The organism is Roseovarius sp. B-10, assembly GCF_056859295.1.
Genome location: NZ_JBSXOE010000016.1, coordinates 29,476 through 45,619, shown reverse-complemented (window position 1 = coordinate 45,619; position 16,144 = coordinate 29,476). Strand labels below are relative to the sequence as shown.

The following is a 16,144-nucleotide window of genomic DNA, read 5'->3' as shown; positions in this document are numbered from 1 at the left end:
GCCCGCGCACCCGCTCAGTTGCGGGCGTAGTTGTCGAGGATCAGCTCACCCTCTGGACCGGCGGCCTTTTTCCATTCCGCGGTCATGGTCTCGCCGATCTCGCGCAATTGCTTGGCCAGTTCAGGAGAGGGCTGATGCACCTGCATGCCGTTTTCCTCCAACGTGGCGATCTTGGCCTCGGTTTCGGCCACCGACATTTCCCAGCCGCGCAGCTCGGCCTGCGCCGCTGCCTCGATCAGCGCGTCTTGCTGATCCGCGGGCAGGGCGTCAAAGGCGCGGGTGTTGACGAACACCATGTTCTTGGGCAGCCACGCCTGCGTGTCGATGTAGTGGCCGACGAAATCCCACGCCTGCGACGACACGCCAGTAGAGGGCGAGGTGATCATCGCCGAGATGCGCGAGGTGGAAAAGGCGGTCGGGATATCACCGGCCTCGACCGTCGTCGGCACCGCGCCCATGAGTTGCGCCAACCGTTCGGTGGCGGTGTTGTAGGCGCGGAAATTGACGCCCTGAAGCTGCTCGGTCGAGGTCACCTCCTCGGTGACATAGAGGCTCTGACCCGGCCACGGCACGGCATAGAGCAGCGTCAGCCCCTGGTCGGCCAGCTTGGCCGCGATCTGGTCGCGCGACGCTTCCCACAGACGCGCGGCATCGTCATAGCTCGCGGCGAGGAAGGGCACCGAATCGACGCCGAACACCGCGTCCTCGTTGGCGAGCTGCGACATCAGGATTTCACCGATGGGGGCGAGGCCCCGGCGCACGGAATCGCGGATTTCCGGGTGCGCATAAAGCGAACCCGCCGAGTGCACGGTGATGGAGAGCGCGCCGTCGGTTGCCTCGGCCACATCCTCGGCGAACTGCATGATGTTCTGCGTGTGAAAGACGGAATCGCCGTAAGGCGTGGGCATGTCCCAAGTGGTCTGCGCGGTGGCCGCGCCCGCGCCGAGGCCGAGGGCAAAGGCCCCCGACAGCGCCATGTTGAAAAGATGTTTCATGAGGTGCTCCCTGTTGCAAATCGTGGCGCCGGGCCGCAAGCGGCGGGCCGGTGCAAGGGCAAGCTTGCCCTGTCATTGACAATTTGTCAACAAAATGCCTGCGTCCTGTCAGGGTGCGGCAAGCCGCGCGACAAGCGGGGCCGGTCCCGGCTTCCCGTCGGCGCCGATCAGCACCGGCTCTGCCAGTAGCTTGAGCGTCACCACCCCGGCACAATGCCCGTAGCGATGCCCCATCGAATGGCCCAGCGCGACGCGCCAGCCGGGGCGCGGGTTGAGCGCATCCCGCGCGGGTCCGAGCCCGACCTTCATGTGGTGGGCGATATCCCAGTGCTGCACCACGCCGGCGTGACGGGTGACGACCCAACAATGCATGTCGTCGGTGACACCGCCCTTCTCCGCCGGAAAGAAATAGCCATAGACATAGCCCGCCTCGAACCCGGCGGCGCGCAGGCTCGCCACGAGGTAGGTGTTGATGTCGATGCAAGAGCCCGGCGTCAGGCCGCAGGAAAGGTAGGGCACCGCCTCGGTGCCGTCATTGAACCGCACATCTGGATGGGCATAGGCAAAGCGCGCCTCTGCTTCCGCCACCAGCGCCGCGATGCCCGCCATGCCGCCGCCCGCCGCGCGGGCCATCTCCACGCTTGCCTGCGCCAGATCGTCGGCGGGCGTGGTGTAGCGCGTCGCGCGCGGGGCGAACATGATGTCCGGATAGGCGGGACCGCCGGGCGCGATCTCGTAGGACAGCGTCAGCGGCCCGCCCTCCGCCTCGATCTCGAGCGCGGCAAGGCCCAGCTCCGGCTCGGGCAGGACGGCGGCGATGCGCCCGCCTATGACGGACGCGGCGGCGACGGCCTCGGCGGGGGTGGCCATCCCCGCCGGGGCCAGCAGCCGCGCGCCCGACTCAAGGCCCGCGATCTCGACAGTGAGCCGCCTCATGTCAGGTTCCACATCTGGAACAGCAGCCCGGCGGCGAACGCCCCCGTCAGCGATAGCGCGAGGTAGAGCGCGAAGACGCGGGGCTTTACCAGCGCCCACACCGCGATCGCCGCGGGCAGCGAGGTGACGCCGCCCGCCACGAGAAAGGCAAGCCCCGCACCGGGTGCCATACCCTGCCCGACCAGCCCACCCACCAGCGGCAGCGCGGCATAGCCGTTGAGATAGGCGGGCACACCGACGAGGGTGCCAAGCACGATTGGCATCAGGCCGGTGCCGCCCAGCACGCCGGTGATCGTCTCGGCGGGGATGAAGGCCAGCATCAGGCTTTCGAGGACAAAGGCCAGCGTCAGCCATTTCAGCAGGAACAGGGTGACGCTCGCTGCCTCGCGCCCGAACTTCGCGCGCCGCTCCGGGTCGATCCAGAAGCGCCACACCACCGGTTTCGGGTCGCGCAGTTTCGACCCGCCGCAGCCGCCGTTGCCGATGCCCTCGCGCAGCGGATCGGCGAGGCCCCCGGCGCGGCCCAGGAAATGCACCACCCAGCCGCCCATCAGGCCGAGGCCAATGGCCGCCAGCGTCTTGGCGATGGCGAATTCAAGGCCCAGAACGCCCGTCGTCAGCACGAACATCGACGGGTCCATCACCGGCGAGGCGAGCCAGAACGCCATCACCGCCGACAGCGGCACCCCCATCGCCAGCAGCGCCGCGATGAGCGGGATCACCCCGCAGGAGCAGAACGGCGACAGCCCCCCCGCCAGCGCCGCCAGCAGGATCATCACCGCCGGCGCGCCGGTAAAGGCGCGGGCGATCAGGTTGTCGGCGCCGGTGGCCGTGGCCCAGGCCGCGACGGCGATGGACAGCACGAGGAAGGGCGCGGTGCCCGCCAGCGCCTCGGCCGTGAAGGCAACGGACGCCCCCGCCTGCGCGCGGTCAAACACGGCGAGCACGGCGAGGATCAGCGCGGTGACGAGCCAGACGCTGTGTTTGCGCCAGGCGGTGCGCAGCACGGTGGCGGCACGGGGCGGGGTAAGGGTGGAGTCGCTCATTTTTACATCCCTAGTTATGTCGTGATTTTAGGCCCAAAAAATCAGGCCGCGCTATCGGTGGAGGCCAGCCGCACGCCGGTGCAGCATTCGGCGGTGAGAAAATCGAGCATGGTCCGCATCGCGGCGAAATCCACGCGGTTCAGGATGGTGCGGCCCTGCCGCTCCTGCAGCACCAGCCCGGCATCGACCAGCGTCGAGAGGTGGTGCGCCAGCGTCGAGGGGGCCTGCCCGAGGTGCTGCCCGATCTCGCCCACGCTGAGCCCCTCGTCACCCGCGCGCACCAGCAAGCGAAAGATGGCGAGGCGGGTGTCGTGGCCAAGCGCGGCGAGCGCGCAGGAGGTGGGGCTTGTCTGTGTCATGCGGTCAATATAACTATAAAACTAGTTATGTCAATCCACCAATTCCGCCCGCGCCTCCATCGTCGCCACCCCGTCCGCCGCGCGCCGCACGCGCAGGTCCAGCCCGCCCGCTGTCTCGCGCGCCTCGATGGCCACCGCCGCGCCGCAGATGAGCGGGCTGAGACCGCGATAGGAAAAGCGGCGAACCGTGCGGTTGGCTACGTGAACCGCGAGGTTCATCATCCAAACCGCCTGCATCGGCCCGTGCACCACGAGCCCCTCGTAGCCCTCGACCTGCGTGGCATAGGGGTGATCGTAATGGATGCGGTGGCCGTTGAAGGTGAGCGCCGAGAACCGAAACAGCAACGTCGGGTCGGGCGTGAGGTGCCACGTCTCGGACCCCGGCCAATCCTGTGCGCGCGCGGGCACGCGCGCCTGCCCCGGCTTCGGATCCTCGCGATAGACAATGTCCTGCCGTTCGGTGATGCGCGGCGCGCCCTCGACGCGGTAGACATGGCGCTGCGTGACGAAGCCCAACTGCCCGCTGCGCCCCTGCTTGAACGTCACGTCGTCGATCACCGTCTCGCGCGTCACCATTTCGCCGGGTGCCAAGGGCGCATGGAACTCCAACTCGCCCCCCGCCCACATCCGGCGCGGCAGCGGCAGGGCGGGCAGGAAAATGCCCGTTTTCGGGTGGCAGTCCCGGCCAAGGCGCGCGGGCTCCACCACATCCGGCACGAGGCACCAGTGCAGCCCCACGGGCACCTCAGCCTCGGCCAGGTATCCGTCCAGAGTGGCGCGGTACTGCGCGATCAGGCGGTCCGACACGGGCTCGCTCCGCGTATAGCCCCAGCCGATCCAATCTGAATAGTCGTTCATTTTCTGCCCCTTATTCCCCCCGCCCGGGCCCGTAGGACTTGGGCAGGCCGAGCACCCGCTCGGCAATATGGCACAGGATCAGGTTGGTCGAAATCGGCGCGATCTGGTAGAGCCGCGCCTCGCGGAACTTGCGCTCGACATCGTATTCCTCGGCGAAGGCAAAGCCGCCGTGGGTCTGCATGCAGGCCTCGGCGGCCTCCCAGCTTGCCTCGGAGGCGAGCAGCTTGGCGGTGTTGGCCTCGACCCCCGGGTTCTCGCCCGCGTCATACATGGCCGCCGCGCGGTAGACGATCGCCTCGGCGGCCATCATGTGCGCCTGCGCGCGCGCCAGAGGGAACTGAACCCCCTGGTTGGCGCCGATGGGTTCGCCGAATACCACCCGCTCGCTCGCGTAGGCCGCGCCGGTCTTGAGGAACCACTTGGCATCCCCGATGCACTCGGCGGCGATCAGGATGCGCTCGGCATTCATGCCCGAGAGGATGTAACGAAAGCCCTTCCCTTCCTCGCCGATGAGGCTGTCCGCGGGGATGCGCAAATTGTCAAAGAACACCTCGGTGGTGGCGTGGTTGATCATCGTGCGGATGGGGCGGATTTCCACGCCGTTGCCGATCTTGTCGCGCAGGTCGACGAGGAACACCGACAGCCCATCGGTGCGCGAGGCCGCCTCGTCACGCGGGGTGGTGCGGGCCAGAAGGATCATGAGATCGGAATGTTCCACCCGTGAGGTCCATATCTTCTGGCCGTTGATGACATAGTCATCGCCCTCGCGCCGGGCCGTGGTCTTGAGCGCAAGCGTATCCGTGCCGCTGGTGGGTTCCGTCACGCCAAAGGCTTGCAGGCGCAAGGAGCCGTCGGCGATGCCCGGCAGATACGCCGCCTTCTGCGCCGCCGACCCGTGGCGCAAGAGCGTGCCCATCGTGTACATCTGCGCGTGGCAGGCGGCGGCGTTGCAACCCTGCCGGTGGATTTCCTCGAGGATCACCGCGGCGGCGGTAAGCGGCAGGTTCGAGCCGCCGTATTCCTCGGGGATCATCGCGGCGAGATAGCCCTCGCGGATGAGGGCCGCGACGAATTCGGTCGGGTAGGCGCGCCGCGCATCGAGATCGCGCCAATAGGTGCCGGGAAACCCCGCGCAGACCCGCGCCACGCCGTCGCGGATATCGGCATGCGCAGCGGTGGGATCGAATGTGGTCATGGTATTTGCCCCCGTCTTTTCCGGTTGATACCTCGCAGGTTTTGCATCCGAGGGGAATATCGGGCCCGCGCGAAACCGGGCTTTCCTCTGCCGCCACGACCCGGCATTGTCTGGTCCGCAATCAAAGGAGCCTGCCCATGCCTGCCGATCTCTCTGGTCTTCTCGTTGTTTCGGTCGAACAGGCGGTGGCCGCGCCCTATTGCTCGGGGCGGCTGGCCGAGGCGGGGGCGCGGGTCATCAAGGTGGAGCGCCCCGAGGGCGATTTCGCACGCGGTTATGACAGCCACGTGCATGGAGAGAGCGCCTATTTCGTCTGGCTCAACCGGGGCAAGGAATCGGCCTGCCTCGACCTGCGGCAAGACACCGATCGCGCGCTGATGGAGCGGATGCTGGCACGCGCGGATGTGTTCATCCAGAACCTTGCGCCGGGGGCCATCGACCGGCTGGGATTTGCCCCCGACCGGCTGCGTGCCGACAATCCGCGGCTCATCACCGTTTCGATCTCGGGTTATGGCGAGGAGGGGCCGCTGGCCGATCTCAAGGCCTATGACCTGCTGGTGCAGGCCGAATCGGGGCTGTCGTCGATCACCGGCAACGCGGCGGGGCCTGCGCGCACCGGCGTGTCGGTCTGCGATATCGCGGCGGGAATGACGGCCTATCAGGCGATCCTCGAGGCGCTGATCGGGCGCGCCGCCACCGGCACGGGGCGGCATGTCGCGGTGTCGCTGTTTCACGCGCTCGCCGACTGGATGAACGTGCCGTATCTGCAATACGCCTATGGCGGCAAGGTGCCGGCGCGCGCGGGGCTCAACCACCCGACCATCGCGCCCTATGGTGTCTACGAGGGGGCGGACGGCAAATCGCTGCTGATCTCGATCCAGAACGAGCGCGAATGGGCCGCGTTTTGCGAGGTGATCCTCGGGGATGCGGCGCTTGCCCGCGACCCGCGATTCGACAGCAATTCCGCGCGCGTCGCCAACCGCCCGGCGCTCGACGCGATCCTGCGGCCGGTGTTTGCCGCCGTGGCACGCGACGAAATGGCCGAGCGGCTGCGCGCGGCGCGAATCGCCTATGGGCGGGTGAGCGACATGGAAGACCTCGTCGCCCACCCGCAGAACCGCCACGTCACCGTCGAGACGCCCTCGGGGCCGGTGCGAATGCTGGCCCCCGGCGCATTGGTGGACGGCGCGCCACGCACGCCCGGACCGGTGCCCGGGCTCGGGGCGCATACGGGCGCCGTGCGCGCGGAGTTTTCAGGTGAGTGACGCGGGCGGGCGGATCGCGGCGGCGCTGTCGGAGACCGGGGCGCGCGACGTGCTCGATATTGGCTGCGGGGGCGGCGAGATGGCGCGGGTATTGGTGCAGGCGGGCCATGCCGTGACAGGCATCGACCCGGCCCCAGAGGCCATCGCGGCGGCGCGCGAGCGGGTGCCGGAGGCGCGATTCGTGATCGGCGGAGCCGAGGCGCTGCCTTTCGGGCCGGGCAGCTTTGACGCCTGCGTGTTCCTCAACTCGCTGCACCACGTGCCGGTGCCACTGATGGAGACCGCGCTGCGCGAGGCGCTGCGCGTGTTGCGCCCTGGCGGCGAGGTGATCGTGGTGGAACCGTTGGCGGAAGGGCCGTTTTTCGAGGTGATGCGCCCGGTGGAGGACGAAGCAGACATCCGCCGCGCCGCCATCGCCGCAATCGACGCGGTGATGACGGCTAATGCTGTCGGCCCGGCACCGGAGACGTGGCGACGGCCCACGCCGGTGGCCGATCTGGGGGCGTTCATCGAGTATCTCGCCCGCGTCGATCCCGCCCGTCGCGCCGTGGCCGAAGCGCAGCGCCCGGTTTTGACACGCCTTTTCGCCCGGCACGCGCGCCGCGCCGGGGATGGATTCGTGCTCGATCAGCCGCTTCGCATGTGGCGGCTACGGCCTGTTTGACAGCACAGCACGAGATTCGGGCTGGCGCGTTATGTGTTTTTGTGCTTTTTTTCCCGGTAAAGGGAGAAAACGCGCGTGTTCAGCTTTGGCGACATCATGGCAGAGGCACTCGGCCTGATCCTGACATGGGATCGGGACCTGAGCGAAATCGTGCTGTTGTCGCTGCGCGTGACGTTCACGGCCGTGGCCATCTCGTGCCTGATCGGCCTGCCGCTGGGCGCGGTCGTGGGGGCATTCCGCTTTCGCGGGCGGGGCACGGTGACGGTGCTGCTCAATGCGCTGATGGGGCTGCCGCCAGTGGTGGTGGGGCTGTTTGTCTACCTGATGCTGTCGAACGCGGGGCCCTTGGGCATCCTCGGGCTGCTCTATACCCCCACGGCGATGATCATAGCGCAGACCATCCTCGTGACCCCCATCGTGGCGGCGCTGACCAAACAGGTGGTGGAGGATCTGCACGGCGAATATGCCGAGCAATTCGCCTCGTTCGGGCTGACGGCACGGACGCGTGTCGCCGCTCTTCTGTGGGACGCGCGCTATAGCCTGCTGACAGTGGCGCTCGCCGGTTTCGGCCGCGCGGTGGCCGAGGTGGGGGCGGTGCTGATCGTGGGTGGCAATATCAACCACGTGACGCGGGTGATGACCACGACCATCGCCTTGGAGACTTCCAAGGGCAATCTGGAACTGGCGCTGGCGCTGGGCGTGTTGCTGCTGGGGCTCGCGGTGATCGTCAATGCCGCGGTGATGGCGCTGCGCGCCTCGGCGGTGAGGGCGGCCTATGCGTGACACGGTGATCGATATCCGCGCCGAGAGCGCCATTGCCGCGCAACCGCTGCTGGCGGCGCGCGGCTTGAGTTTCTCGGCGGGCGGGCAGACCCTCATTCACGGCATCGACCTCGGGATAGAGCCGGGCAAGCGCACCCTCGTCATGGGCGCGAACGGCAGCGGCAAGAGCCTGCTTCTGCGGCTGCTGCACGGGTTGCTCACGCCGTCATCGGGAGATGTGCTGTGGCGCGGCCATGCGCCCGACCGCGGCGCGCGCCGGGCGCAGGCGATGGTGTTTCAGCGTCCCGTGATGCTGCGCCGGTCGGTGCTGGCCAATCTCAACTTCGCGCTCAAGGTCCACGGGATGGCGGGCCGCGCCCGCGCGAAGCGCGCGCAGGAAGCGCTGGACATGGCGCGGCTCTCCGACCTGGCAGGCCAACCCGCGCGCGTGCTGTCGGGCGGCGAGCAACAGCGCCTCGCCGTGGCGCGCGCGCTGGTGTGCGAGCCGGACCTGCTGTTCCTCGACGAGCCCACCAGCAGCCTCGACCCCGCCTCGACGCAGATGATCGAGGATCTGGTGAATGCAGCCCATGCACGCGGCGTGACCATCGTGATGGTCACCCATGATCTGGGTCAGGCGCGGCGCATGGGCGACGAGGTGATCTTTCTCGATGCCGGGCGCGTCGCGGAGCGCGGTCCGCTCGACCGGGTTCTGGGCGCGCCGCGCTCGGAGGCCGCCCGCGCCTGGACGCAGGGGCGGCTCTATACCGGAACATCCCACTGAACCCCAATCAAACACGGAGCGTGCAATGTTCAGACGTCACCTTCTTTCGCTTGCCCTCGGCGCGACTCTGGCCCTCGGGGTCGGTGCGGTGCAGGCGCAGGACGCGTTCATCGTGGTGCAATCGACCACATCGACGCAGAATTCGGGCCTGTTCGACCATATCCTGCCGATGTTCGAGGAGGAGACAGGCATCGAAGTCCGGGTCGTGGCCGTGGGCACGGGCCAGGCGATCAAGAACGCCGCCAATGGCGATGGCGACGTGCTCTTTGTGCATGCCAAGCCGGCGGAGGAGAAGTTCGTGGCCGAGGGGCACGGCGTGACACGGTTCGACGTGATGTACAACGATTTCGTCATCGTCGGCCCGCAGGATGATCCTGCCGGTGTGGCGGGGACGCGTGACGTGGTCGCGGCGCTGACCAAGATCGCCGGGACGCAAGCCTCCTTTGCCTCGCGCGGGGATGACAGCGGCACCAACAAGGCCGAATTGCGCCTGTGGAAACAGGCCGGGATCGACGCGCAGGGCGCGTCGGGCGGCTGGTATCGAGAGACGGGTTCGGGCATGGGCGCGACACTCAACACCGGCACAGCCATGGGCGCCTATATCATGACTGACCGCGCCACCTGGATCGCCTTTGGCAACAAGGGGGACTACGGCATCGTCGTGGAAGGTGATCCGAAGATGTTCAACCAATACGGCATCATCCTCGTGAACCCGGAAAAGCACCCGAGCGTCAAGGCCGAGGCCGGGCAGACCTTCATCGACTGGGTGCTCTCGGACGAGGGACAGGCCGCGATCGCGGGCTATGAAGTGGACGGACAGCAGCTCTTTTTCCCGAACGCAGGGGGGTGAGCCGGACGATCCTCAGTCGCAGGCGTCGCGCGAGCCAAGGGCGAGAGGCCCCGCGAGAACGACAAAGTAGTGCGTCATCGGCGTTCCTGTGGCTTTCCTTTCAAGTGCGGCGCGATAGCGTTGGGCCGGGGTGCCCGGATGCAACCCCGACCCACAGCGGTCATTGACTCGGGGCACTCATGACCTGAACGCGCTTGATGATCCGTTGGTTCAGCGTCGGATCATTGCTGGCGGCCATAGCGATCTCTATGTAGCGATCAAGCGTGAGGCCCTCGGTGTCCTCGATCACTCTCGTGATCTCGGTATTGGCCTTTTCGGCGATGGCGGCCTGCTGCTCTTCGGTCTCGGCGCTTAGCATGAGCGTGCTGTATTTCTGGCGCACGTCAGCCACCCCGAGCAGAGCCTCGGTAAAGATATCAAGCTCTTCGGTGGAATAGCTCGTGTCCTGCTGCGCGGCTGCGGTCTGGGTGGTAACGACGGTCACCGGCGCGGCAGCGAGCGCAAGCGCGATGGCCGTCGTCGGTGCCTGGAATATCGTTCGGGTGGGCATAGGGCGTCCTCTCGTCTTGGGTGTCGGCTCCGCGTGCACCTGGCCGCGACCGCGCCATCAACTTAAGAGATACTCTTATGCGTGCAAACGGCTGCGCGATTTCTCGCGCAATTTGCACGTTCAGCCTCTGGCGGCATCCACCGCCGCCACCGCCGCGGCCACCGCCTCTTCGATCGACATTTCCGAGGTGTCGAGCATCAGCGCATCCTCGGCCGGTTTCAGCGGGGCGGCCGCGCGGGCGCTGTCGCGGGCGTCGCGCTGGCGCAGGTCGTCCATCACCTCTTCAAGCGTCACCGCGTGGCCGCTTTCGCACATCTCCTTGTGTCGCCTGCGCGCGCGCTCGGTATCGCTGGCGGTGACAAAGAGCTTCACCTCTGCCTCGGGGCAGATCACCGTGCCGATATCGCGACCATCGAGCACCGCGCCGCCCGCGCGCCGGGCAAAGGCGCGCTGGAAATCGAGGAGCGCCTGCCGCACCTCGGGGATGGCGGCCACGCGGCTCGCGGCCTGGCTCACCTCGGGGGTGCGCAGATCGTCGGCATCGAGATCCTCGGCGCGCAGCGTCTGCGCCGCCTCCACCGGCGCGAGCCCGTCGAGCGTGCGCCGCCCGGTCGCGCGGTAAAGCAGCCCGGTATCGAGATGGGCAAAACCGAAATGGTGGCTGAGCGCCCGCCCGATGGTGCCCTTGCCCGCCGCTGCCGGCCCGTCGATCGCGATGGTGAACGCCATGAACGTCTCCTTTGGTGGACCATCTTGCTAGCCGATCCCGCACCCTGCCTCAAGCATCGCTTGACGGCAGGCCACGGGCGCGGCATCACCCGATCCATGCTGATCTACAAGATTTTTCGCGCCCCGGAATGGGACGCCCTGCGTGCAAACGGCGAGACGCGCGGCGCGCCGGTCGATCTGGCCGACGGCTACGTGCATTTCTCGACCGCCGAACAGGCGGCAGAGACGGCGGCGAAGCATTTCGCGGGCGAGGACGGGCTGATGCTGCTGGCGGTCGAGGCGGATCGGCTGGGTGACGCCCTGAAATGGGAGCCGTCGCGCGGCGGGGCGCTGTTCCCGCATCTCTATCGCGCGCTGCGGCTGGAGGATGTGGCGTGGGCAAGGCCCTTGCCGCTGGTGGCGGGCGCGCACCGCTTCCCCGAGGACGCCGAATGACGGGGTTGGAACGCCTCGGCCTCGGCCTGATGCACCGGCTTGATCCCGAGACGGCGCACGGCCTTGCGCTGCGCGCGCTGCGGCTCGGGCTTGCCCCCGCACCCGGCCCGGTCACCTCGCCACGGCTGCGGGTCGATCTCGCGGGGATGGCGCTGCCCAACCCGGTGGGGCTTGCCGCCGGGTTCGACAAGAACGCCGAGGCGCTGAGGCCGCTATCGCGCGCCGGGTTCGGCTTTGTCGAGGCGGGGGCCGTCACGCCGCGCGCACAGCCGGGCAACCCGCGCCCGCGGCTCTTTCGGCTGGCGGAGGATCGCGGCGTCATCAATCGCTTCGGCTTCAACAATGACGGCATGGAGGCCGCCGCCGCGCGGCTGGCCCGGCGCCCGCAGGGCGCGGTGATCGGCCTGAACCTCGGGGCCAACAAGGACAGCGCCGACCGCGCCGCCGATTTCGCGACGGTGCTGCGCCATTGCGGTGCGCATCTCGATTTCGCCACCGTCAATGTCAGCAGCCCCAATACCGAGCGGCTGCGCGAGTTGCAGGGGGCCGAAGCGCTGGCGGCGTTGCTCGCGGGCGTGATGGCGGCGCGCGACGGGCTGCCCCGGCGCATCCCGGTGTTTCTCAAGATCGCGCCGGACCTGGGCGACGCGGAACTGGGCGAGATCGCCGATGTCGCGCGCGAGGCGGGCGTCGCCGGGATCATCGCCACCAACACCACGCTGTCGCGCGAGGGGCTGCAAAGCGCCGCGCGCGACGAGGCGGGGGGCCTGTCGGGCGCGCCGCTGTTCGAGCGCTCCACGCGGGTACTGGCGCGGCTGTCACAGTTGACCGGCGGAGACATGCCGCTCATCGGCGTGGGCGGGGTCGGATCGGCCGAGGACGCCTATGCCAAGATCCGCGCCGGGGCCACGGCGGTGCAACTCTACTCGGCGCTGGTCTATGAGGGGCTGTCGCTGGTGTCGGAGATCGCGCGGGGGCTGGAGGCGCTGCTGGCGCGCGACGGGTTCGCGTCGGTGGCCGAGGCGGTGGGCACGGGTAGGCAGGACTGGCTGTGAGCGGTGGTTGAGGGGATTGGCCTGGAGGGGACGTTCAACACAACGCTTGAGGAGCCGCGCAGCGCCCGACCGCCGGGTGGGCGTAACACCGATTGTGCGGCGCGATTTATGGTGCAAGATACTTCTGCAATCACAGCTACTTGCAACGACGAGGAGCGCCCGCCCGTCACGCCAGAGGCGTGCCGCCGATATCGGCGCACCTCCGGTGCGACGGGGCGGTCGGGCGCTGCGCGGCGGCGCGTTCCGCGCCTTGATTCCGCGCAAGTGGGCCAAGACCGGAAGGTCCGCTCAAGGCCGATCCAGCCCCGCTCCCCCTTTGCCCGCTACTCCACCGCGCGGATGAGCTTGCGTTCGAGCACGCGCAGCACGGTGCGCAGGTCGTGCCCGCGCTTCAATATCCGCCCGTCCATGCCGATCACCGAATACTGCCCCTGCCGGTCGCGCAGGCGGGGGCGTTTCTCGATGCGGTAGAGCGGGTGCTCGGCGGTGCGGCGAAAGACCGAGAACACGGCCACTTCGCGCAGGCAGGAGATACCGTAATCGCGCCACTCGCCCGCCGCCACCATGCGTCCGTAAAGCGACAGGATCACGCTCAACTCGTCGCGTCGGAACGCCACCTGCGGCTCGGTCGGTTTCGCGCCCGCGAGCGGGCCGGGGCCTGGCATGTTCATGGCCCCAGAGTTGCGCCAAATGCAGCGCGAATCAAGAGCGATGACACGCCGGGCCGCCTCAGGCGAACCGCCCGTGGCAAAACCACCCCCCCGAGAGCGCCGCACCATGCGCCTGGAAAAGCCAGAGCCGCTCGCCGCGCGTGGTCAGAACCTGCCAGTAATCCCGCAGGCCCGTGCGCCATTCGGGGTCATCCAGCCACCATTCCGGGGCGATCCGCTCGGGGCCGATGGCATGGGCCGTCTCGTGCCGCCGCCCGCGCCAGCGAAACGCCGCGCAGGGCCGTCCGCCCGCCTGTGGCGTGACCGGCTCGGGCCGCCAGAGCATCAGCGGGCGGGGATGTTCGGGCCGCGGCCAGGGTGCGGCGGCGGGCTCGGACCAGGCGGCGGCGAGGGTGATAGCGGTCTTGGCCGGGATGCGGCTCTCGGCGGGGTGGCGGCGGGTGATCGCGTCGAGCCCGACGCGCGCGCCCAGCCGGGTAAGCAAGTCCGCGAGCGCGTCACCCCGCGCGGCCGCCTGCCCCTGCCCGCGCATCTGCTCGGGCACGATACGCTCGGTCTGTGGCGCGTCGAGGCGCAGCATGTCGATGCCAAAGCCCGCGTCGATCCGCTCCAGCCGTGGCACCAACAGCGCGAGCATCGCGTCGGCGTCGCGCATGGCGCGCGCCAGCCGCAGGTCCACCGCCTGCACGCCGCCATCGGCACCGCGCACCTCGAGCCGCAGGGCGCGCGCGCCCTCGCCGCGCTCAGCCAGCCGCGCGCAGAGCCGCGCCAGCAGCCGCGCGGCCCCCTCGCGCAGGTCATCCATCAGGCCGATCGGCTCGGGCAGGCTCAGCCGCACCGCCAGCGGCGGCGGCGGGGCGATGGCCGAGAGCGGCTCGGGCACAGCACCCAGCGCCTGGTCGAGCCGCCGCATGAGCACCGGACCGAAGCGCCGCCCCAGCGCCGCGCGCGGCTGCCCCGCGAGATCGCCGATCCGCCGCAGCCCCAGCCGACCGAGGTCATCGGCCAGCCCCTCGGGCAGGCGCAGCGCCGCCACCGGCAGGGGGGCCAGCACGGCGTGAAGCTGCCCCGGTGGCGCGAGGATCACCGGGGCGGCGGCGCGCGGCACCACCCGCCCCTGCCACGGCCCGCGCCGGGCGGCGCGGGCGCGGGTGGCGCGCGCCTCCTGCTCGATGGCGTCGCCCGAGCGGCCCGGTGCCGCCCCCTGCCCCGCGAAGCGCGCCAGCGCCCAGGCCGCGCCGGGCGTGTCGGCGATGGCGCAACGCGCCGAGAGGCCGAGGTCTGTGGCCTCGTCCACAACCGCAGCGCCCAGCGCCGCCTCACCGCCGAAAAGATGCGCGCAACCGGTGATGTCGAGCATCAGCCCCGCCGCGCCGTCACAGGCCACCAGCGGCGAGAACCGGTCCGCCCAGCGCGCCAGCGCGCGCAGAAATGCGGCCTCGGCGGCGGGCTCTTGCGGGGTGGTCCGCAGGTCGGGGCAGAGCGCTTGCGCCTCGCGCAGCGGCTGGCCGGGCACCAGCCCCGCCGCCTCGGCCCCGGCCGAGAGCGCGGCCAGCACCTGCCGCGGCCCGTCCTCGGCCACCACGGCGAACGCCCCCGCCGCGCCCGCACGGCGCGTCAGGCGCTCGGCCCCCAGCCGGGGGAACCAGACGGAAAGGATGCGACGGGTGGGCATGGCAGTCAATGTTCGCTATTTGTTCTCAAGATAGATCGACTGGTCGGCCAAGTCGAGTCTGCTGTCCGGGCCGTCATGCGATACTTTCGTCCCGGAATGCGTGCTATTGCGGAACGCATGTCACGAATTTACGGACCAGACCCCGTGCGCGAAGGACACTCCTTTTCGACCCTCGCGACGCGGCTTAGCTTTTCCACCAACACGAAAGAGGGAGACAGATCATGACCGAGACATCCATCCGCACCACCACGGGCCGCGGCCGCCGCTTCGACAGCATTCTGGATACGATCGGCGACACGCCGGTGATCCGCGTCAACAACCTCGGCCCCGATCACGTGACGATCTATGTCAAGGCCGAGGCGTTCAACCCCGCAGCCTCGGTCAAGGACCGGCTGGCGGTCAATATCATCGAGGCCGCTGAACGCGACGGGCGGCTCAAACCCGGGCAGACGGTCGTCGAGGCGACCAGCGGCAATACCGGCATCGGCCTCGCAATGGTCTGCGCGCAGAAGGGCTATCCGCTGGTGGTGACGATGGCGGAAAGCTTCTCTATCGAGCGCCGCCGCCTGATGCGGATGCTGGGGGCCAAGGTGGTGCTGACGCCCAAGGCCGAAAAAGGCTTTGGCATGTACAAGAAGGCCGAGGAGCTGGCCGAGCAGAACGGCTGGTTCCTCGCCCACCAGTTCGAGACCAAGGACAATGCCGATATCCACGCCGCCACCACCGCGCGGGAAATCCTCGGCGATTTCGAGGGGGAACGGCTCGATTACGTGGTCACGGGCTATGGCACCGGCGGCACGGTGACGGGGCTGGGCCGGGTGCTGCGCGATACGCGCCCCGAGACAAAGATCGTCCTGTCGGAGCCTGCCAATGCCGCGCTTCTGGGCAGCGGCCAGGCGCAGGAGCGCAACGACAAGGGCGAGCCCGCCGCGAGCCACCCGGCCTTCGAGCCGCACCCCATTCAGGGCTGGACCCCGGATTTCATCCCGCTGGTGCTGCAGGAGGCCGTGGACAAGGGCTATTATGACGATCTCATCCCCGTTTCAGGCCCCGACGGGATCAAGGCGGCGCGCGACCTCGCGGCAAAGGAGGGGATTTTCACCGGCGTCTCGGGCGGCGCGACCTTCGCGGTCTCGTTGCAGATCGCCGAGGTTGCCGCCCCCGGGTCGGTGATCCTGTGCATGTTGCCCGACACCGGCGAGCGCTACATGACCACGCCGCTCTTTGACGGGATCGGCGAGGACATGGACGAGGAGGAACAGGCGATCTCGGCCTCGACCCCGGGCTATCAACTGGGCTGACGGCCTTTGCACGG

The 16,144-nt window shown here is 68.8% G+C and carries 18 protein-coding genes; 8 read left to right on the top strand and 10 right to left on the bottom strand.

The window, feature by feature from the left end:
- Window positions 1-14 precede the first annotated feature (14 nt).
- The 6 genes from AC13D8_RS01680 to AC13D8_RS01655 all read right to left on the bottom strand — a co-directional run bounded on the left by AC13D8_RS01680 (window position 15) and on the right by AC13D8_RS01655 (window position 5,389).
- On the bottom strand, window positions 15-995 hold the full coding sequence (locus AC13D8_RS01680; protein WP_482967346.1) for a TRAP transporter substrate-binding protein: 981 nt from the start codon (window positions 993-995) through the stop codon (window positions 15-17).
- Window positions 996-1,103: 108 nt separating this feature from the next.
- Window positions 1,104-1,931 (bottom strand): transglutaminase domain-containing protein, encoded by an 828-nt coding sequence (locus AC13D8_RS01675; protein WP_482967345.1) that lies wholly within the window; start codon window positions 1,929-1,931, stop codon window positions 1,104-1,106.
- Window positions 1,928-2,977: a permease gene (locus AC13D8_RS01670; RefSeq protein WP_482967344.1), complete on the bottom strand. Its 1,050-nt coding sequence runs from the start codon at window positions 2,975-2,977 to the stop codon at window positions 1,928-1,930. The genes AC13D8_RS01675 and AC13D8_RS01670 overlap by 4 nt, the downstream gene beginning before the upstream one ends.
- 41 nt (window positions 2,978-3,018) lie before the next feature.
- Window positions 3,019-3,336, bottom strand: a complete 318-nt coding sequence (locus tag AC13D8_RS01665) for an ArsR/SmtB family transcription factor (RefSeq protein ID WP_482967343.1) — start codon at window positions 3,334-3,336, stop codon at window positions 3,019-3,021.
- 30 nt (window positions 3,337-3,366) lie between these two features.
- Entirely contained in the window at window positions 3,367-4,194 is an 828-nt protein-coding gene (locus tag AC13D8_RS01660; RefSeq protein ID WP_482967342.1) for an HTD2 family dehydratase, read from the bottom strand.
- A gap of 10 nt (window positions 4,195-4,204) precedes the next feature.
- On the bottom strand, window positions 4,205-5,389 hold the full coding sequence (locus AC13D8_RS01655) for an acyl-CoA dehydrogenase family protein (RefSeq protein ID WP_482967341.1): 1,185 nt from the start codon (window positions 5,387-5,389) through the stop codon (window positions 4,205-4,207).
- A 137-nt stretch (window positions 5,390-5,526) separates the two neighbouring features.
- Here AC13D8_RS01655 and AC13D8_RS01650 point away from each other — a divergent pair, with 137 nt between their 5' ends.
- The 5 genes from AC13D8_RS01650 (at window position 5,527) to AC13D8_RS01630 (ending at window position 9,714) form a co-directional block, all read left to right on the top strand.
- Window positions 5,527-6,654, top strand: coding sequence for a CaiB/BaiF CoA transferase family protein (locus AC13D8_RS01650; protein WP_104018696.1), 1,128 nt, complete (start codon window positions 5,527-5,529; stop codon window positions 6,652-6,654).
- Complete coding sequence (locus AC13D8_RS01645; protein ID WP_482967340.1) at window positions 6,647-7,318, top strand: class I SAM-dependent methyltransferase; 672 nt, start codon at window positions 6,647-6,649, stop codon at window positions 7,316-7,318. Before AC13D8_RS01650 ends, AC13D8_RS01645 begins: the two co-directional genes overlap by 8 nt.
- A 75-nt stretch (window positions 7,319-7,393) precedes the next feature.
- The gene (locus AC13D8_RS01640; RefSeq protein WP_482967339.1) at window positions 7,394-8,101 is read left to right on the top strand and encodes an ABC transporter permease; all 708 of its coding nucleotides are present in this window, start codon (window positions 7,394-7,396) and stop codon (window positions 8,099-8,101) included.
- On the top strand, window positions 8,094-8,864 hold the full coding sequence (locus AC13D8_RS01635) for an ATP-binding cassette domain-containing protein (protein WP_482967338.1): 771 nt from the start codon (window positions 8,094-8,096) through the stop codon (window positions 8,862-8,864). Before AC13D8_RS01640 ends, AC13D8_RS01635 begins: the two co-directional genes overlap by 8 nt.
- Before the next feature lie 25 nt (window positions 8,865-8,889).
- Window positions 8,890-9,714, top strand: a complete 825-nt coding sequence (locus tag AC13D8_RS01630) for an ABC transporter substrate-binding protein (protein ID WP_482967337.1) — start codon at window positions 8,890-8,892, stop codon at window positions 9,712-9,714.
- A 160-nt stretch (window positions 9,715-9,874) separates the two neighbouring features.
- Here the strand turns inward: AC13D8_RS01630 and AC13D8_RS01625 are convergent, their stop codons facing one another.
- Both AC13D8_RS01625 and cmk read right to left on the bottom strand, forming a co-directional pair.
- On the bottom strand, window positions 9,875-10,264 hold the full coding sequence (locus AC13D8_RS01625; RefSeq protein WP_482967336.1) for a DUF4168 domain-containing protein: 390 nt from the start codon (window positions 10,262-10,264) through the stop codon (window positions 9,875-9,877).
- Window positions 10,265-10,384: 120 nt separating this feature from the next.
- A complete protein-coding gene (cmk, locus tag AC13D8_RS01620) occupies window positions 10,385-10,993 on the bottom strand; it encodes a (d)CMP kinase (protein ID WP_104018691.1) in 609 nt (202 codons plus the stop codon).
- A gap of 96 nt (window positions 10,994-11,089) precedes the next feature.
- Between cmk and AC13D8_RS01615 the strand changes: the two genes are divergently transcribed.
- Together AC13D8_RS01615 and AC13D8_RS01610 are read left to right on the top strand one after the other, a co-directional pair.
- The gene (locus AC13D8_RS01615; RefSeq protein WP_104018690.1) at window positions 11,090-11,428 is read left to right on the top strand and encodes a DUF952 domain-containing protein; all 339 of its coding nucleotides are present in this window, start codon (window positions 11,090-11,092) and stop codon (window positions 11,426-11,428) included.
- A complete protein-coding gene (locus tag AC13D8_RS01610; protein ID WP_482967335.1) occupies window positions 11,425-12,483 on the top strand; it encodes a quinone-dependent dihydroorotate dehydrogenase in 1,059 nt (352 codons plus the stop codon). The genes AC13D8_RS01615 and AC13D8_RS01610 overlap by 4 nt, the downstream gene beginning before the upstream one ends.
- Before the next feature lie 323 nt (window positions 12,484-12,806).
- On the opposite strand, the gene AC13D8_RS01605 is transcribed toward AC13D8_RS01610, so the two are convergent.
- Together AC13D8_RS01605 and AC13D8_RS01600 are read right to left on the bottom strand one after the other, a co-directional pair.
- A complete protein-coding gene (locus AC13D8_RS01605) occupies window positions 12,807-13,154 on the bottom strand; it encodes a DUF2794 domain-containing protein (protein ID WP_129432784.1) in 348 nt (115 codons plus the stop codon).
- A gap of 58 nt (window positions 13,155-13,212) precedes the next feature.
- A complete protein-coding gene (locus tag AC13D8_RS01600; protein ID WP_482967334.1) occupies window positions 13,213-14,829 on the bottom strand; it encodes a Y-family DNA polymerase in 1,617 nt (538 codons plus the stop codon).
- A gap of 221 nt (window positions 14,830-15,050) precedes the next feature.
- Between AC13D8_RS01600 and AC13D8_RS01595 the strand changes: the two genes are divergently transcribed.
- A complete protein-coding gene (locus AC13D8_RS01595; RefSeq protein WP_482967333.1) occupies window positions 15,051-16,130 on the top strand; it encodes a PLP-dependent cysteine synthase family protein in 1,080 nt (359 codons plus the stop codon).
- Window positions 16,131-16,144: the final 14 nt, after the last annotated feature.

Coding starts and splice junctions, on each gene's coding strand:
- AC13D8_RS01635 (WP_482967338.1), top strand. CDS start 8,094: ATGCGTGACACGGTGATCGATATCCGCGCCGAGAGCGCCATTGCCGCG.
- AC13D8_RS01660 (WP_482967342.1), bottom strand. CDS start 4,194: ATGAACGACTATTCAGATTGGATCGGCTGGGGCTATACGCGGAGCGAG.
- AC13D8_RS01630 (WP_482967337.1), top strand. CDS start 8,890: ATGTTCAGACGTCACCTTCTTTCGCTTGCCCTCGGCGCGACTCTGGCC.
- AC13D8_RS01615 (WP_104018690.1), top strand. CDS start 11,090: ATGCTGATCTACAAGATTTTTCGCGCCCCGGAATGGGACGCCCTGCGT.
- AC13D8_RS01595 (WP_482967333.1), top strand. CDS start 15,051: ATGACCGAGACATCCATCCGCACCACCACGGGCCGCGGCCGCCGCTTC.
- AC13D8_RS01675 (WP_482967345.1), bottom strand. CDS start 1,931: ATGAGGCGGCTCACTGTCGAGATCGCGGGCCTTGAGTCGGGCGCGCGG.
- AC13D8_RS01680 (WP_482967346.1), bottom strand. CDS start 995: ATGAAACATCTTTTCAACATGGCGCTGTCGGGGGCCTTTGCCCTCGGC.
- AC13D8_RS01650 (WP_104018696.1), top strand. CDS start 5,527: ATGCCTGCCGATCTCTCTGGTCTTCTCGTTGTTTCGGTCGAACAGGCG.
- AC13D8_RS01605 (WP_129432784.1), bottom strand. CDS start 13,154: ATGAACATGCCAGGCCCCGGCCCGCTCGCGGGCGCGAAACCGACCGAG.
- AC13D8_RS01600 (WP_482967334.1), bottom strand. CDS start 14,829: ATGCCCACCCGTCGCATCCTTTCCGTCTGGTTCCCCCGGCTGGGGGCC.
- AC13D8_RS01610 (WP_482967335.1), top strand. CDS start 11,425: ATGACGGGGTTGGAACGCCTCGGCCTCGGCCTGATGCACCGGCTTGAT.
- AC13D8_RS01670 (WP_482967344.1), bottom strand. CDS start 2,977: ATGAGCGACTCCACCCTTACCCCGCCCCGTGCCGCCACCGTGCTGCGC.
- AC13D8_RS01625 (WP_482967336.1), bottom strand. CDS start 10,264: ATGCCCACCCGAACGATATTCCAGGCACCGACGACGGCCATCGCGCTT.
- AC13D8_RS01665 (WP_482967343.1), bottom strand. CDS start 3,336: ATGACACAGACAAGCCCCACCTCCTGCGCGCTCGCCGCGCTTGGCCAC.
- cmk (WP_104018691.1), bottom strand. CDS start 10,993: ATGGCGTTCACCATCGCGATCGACGGGCCGGCAGCGGCGGGCAAGGGC.
- AC13D8_RS01655 (WP_482967341.1), bottom strand. CDS start 5,389: ATGACCACATTCGATCCCACCGCTGCGCATGCCGATATCCGCGACGGC.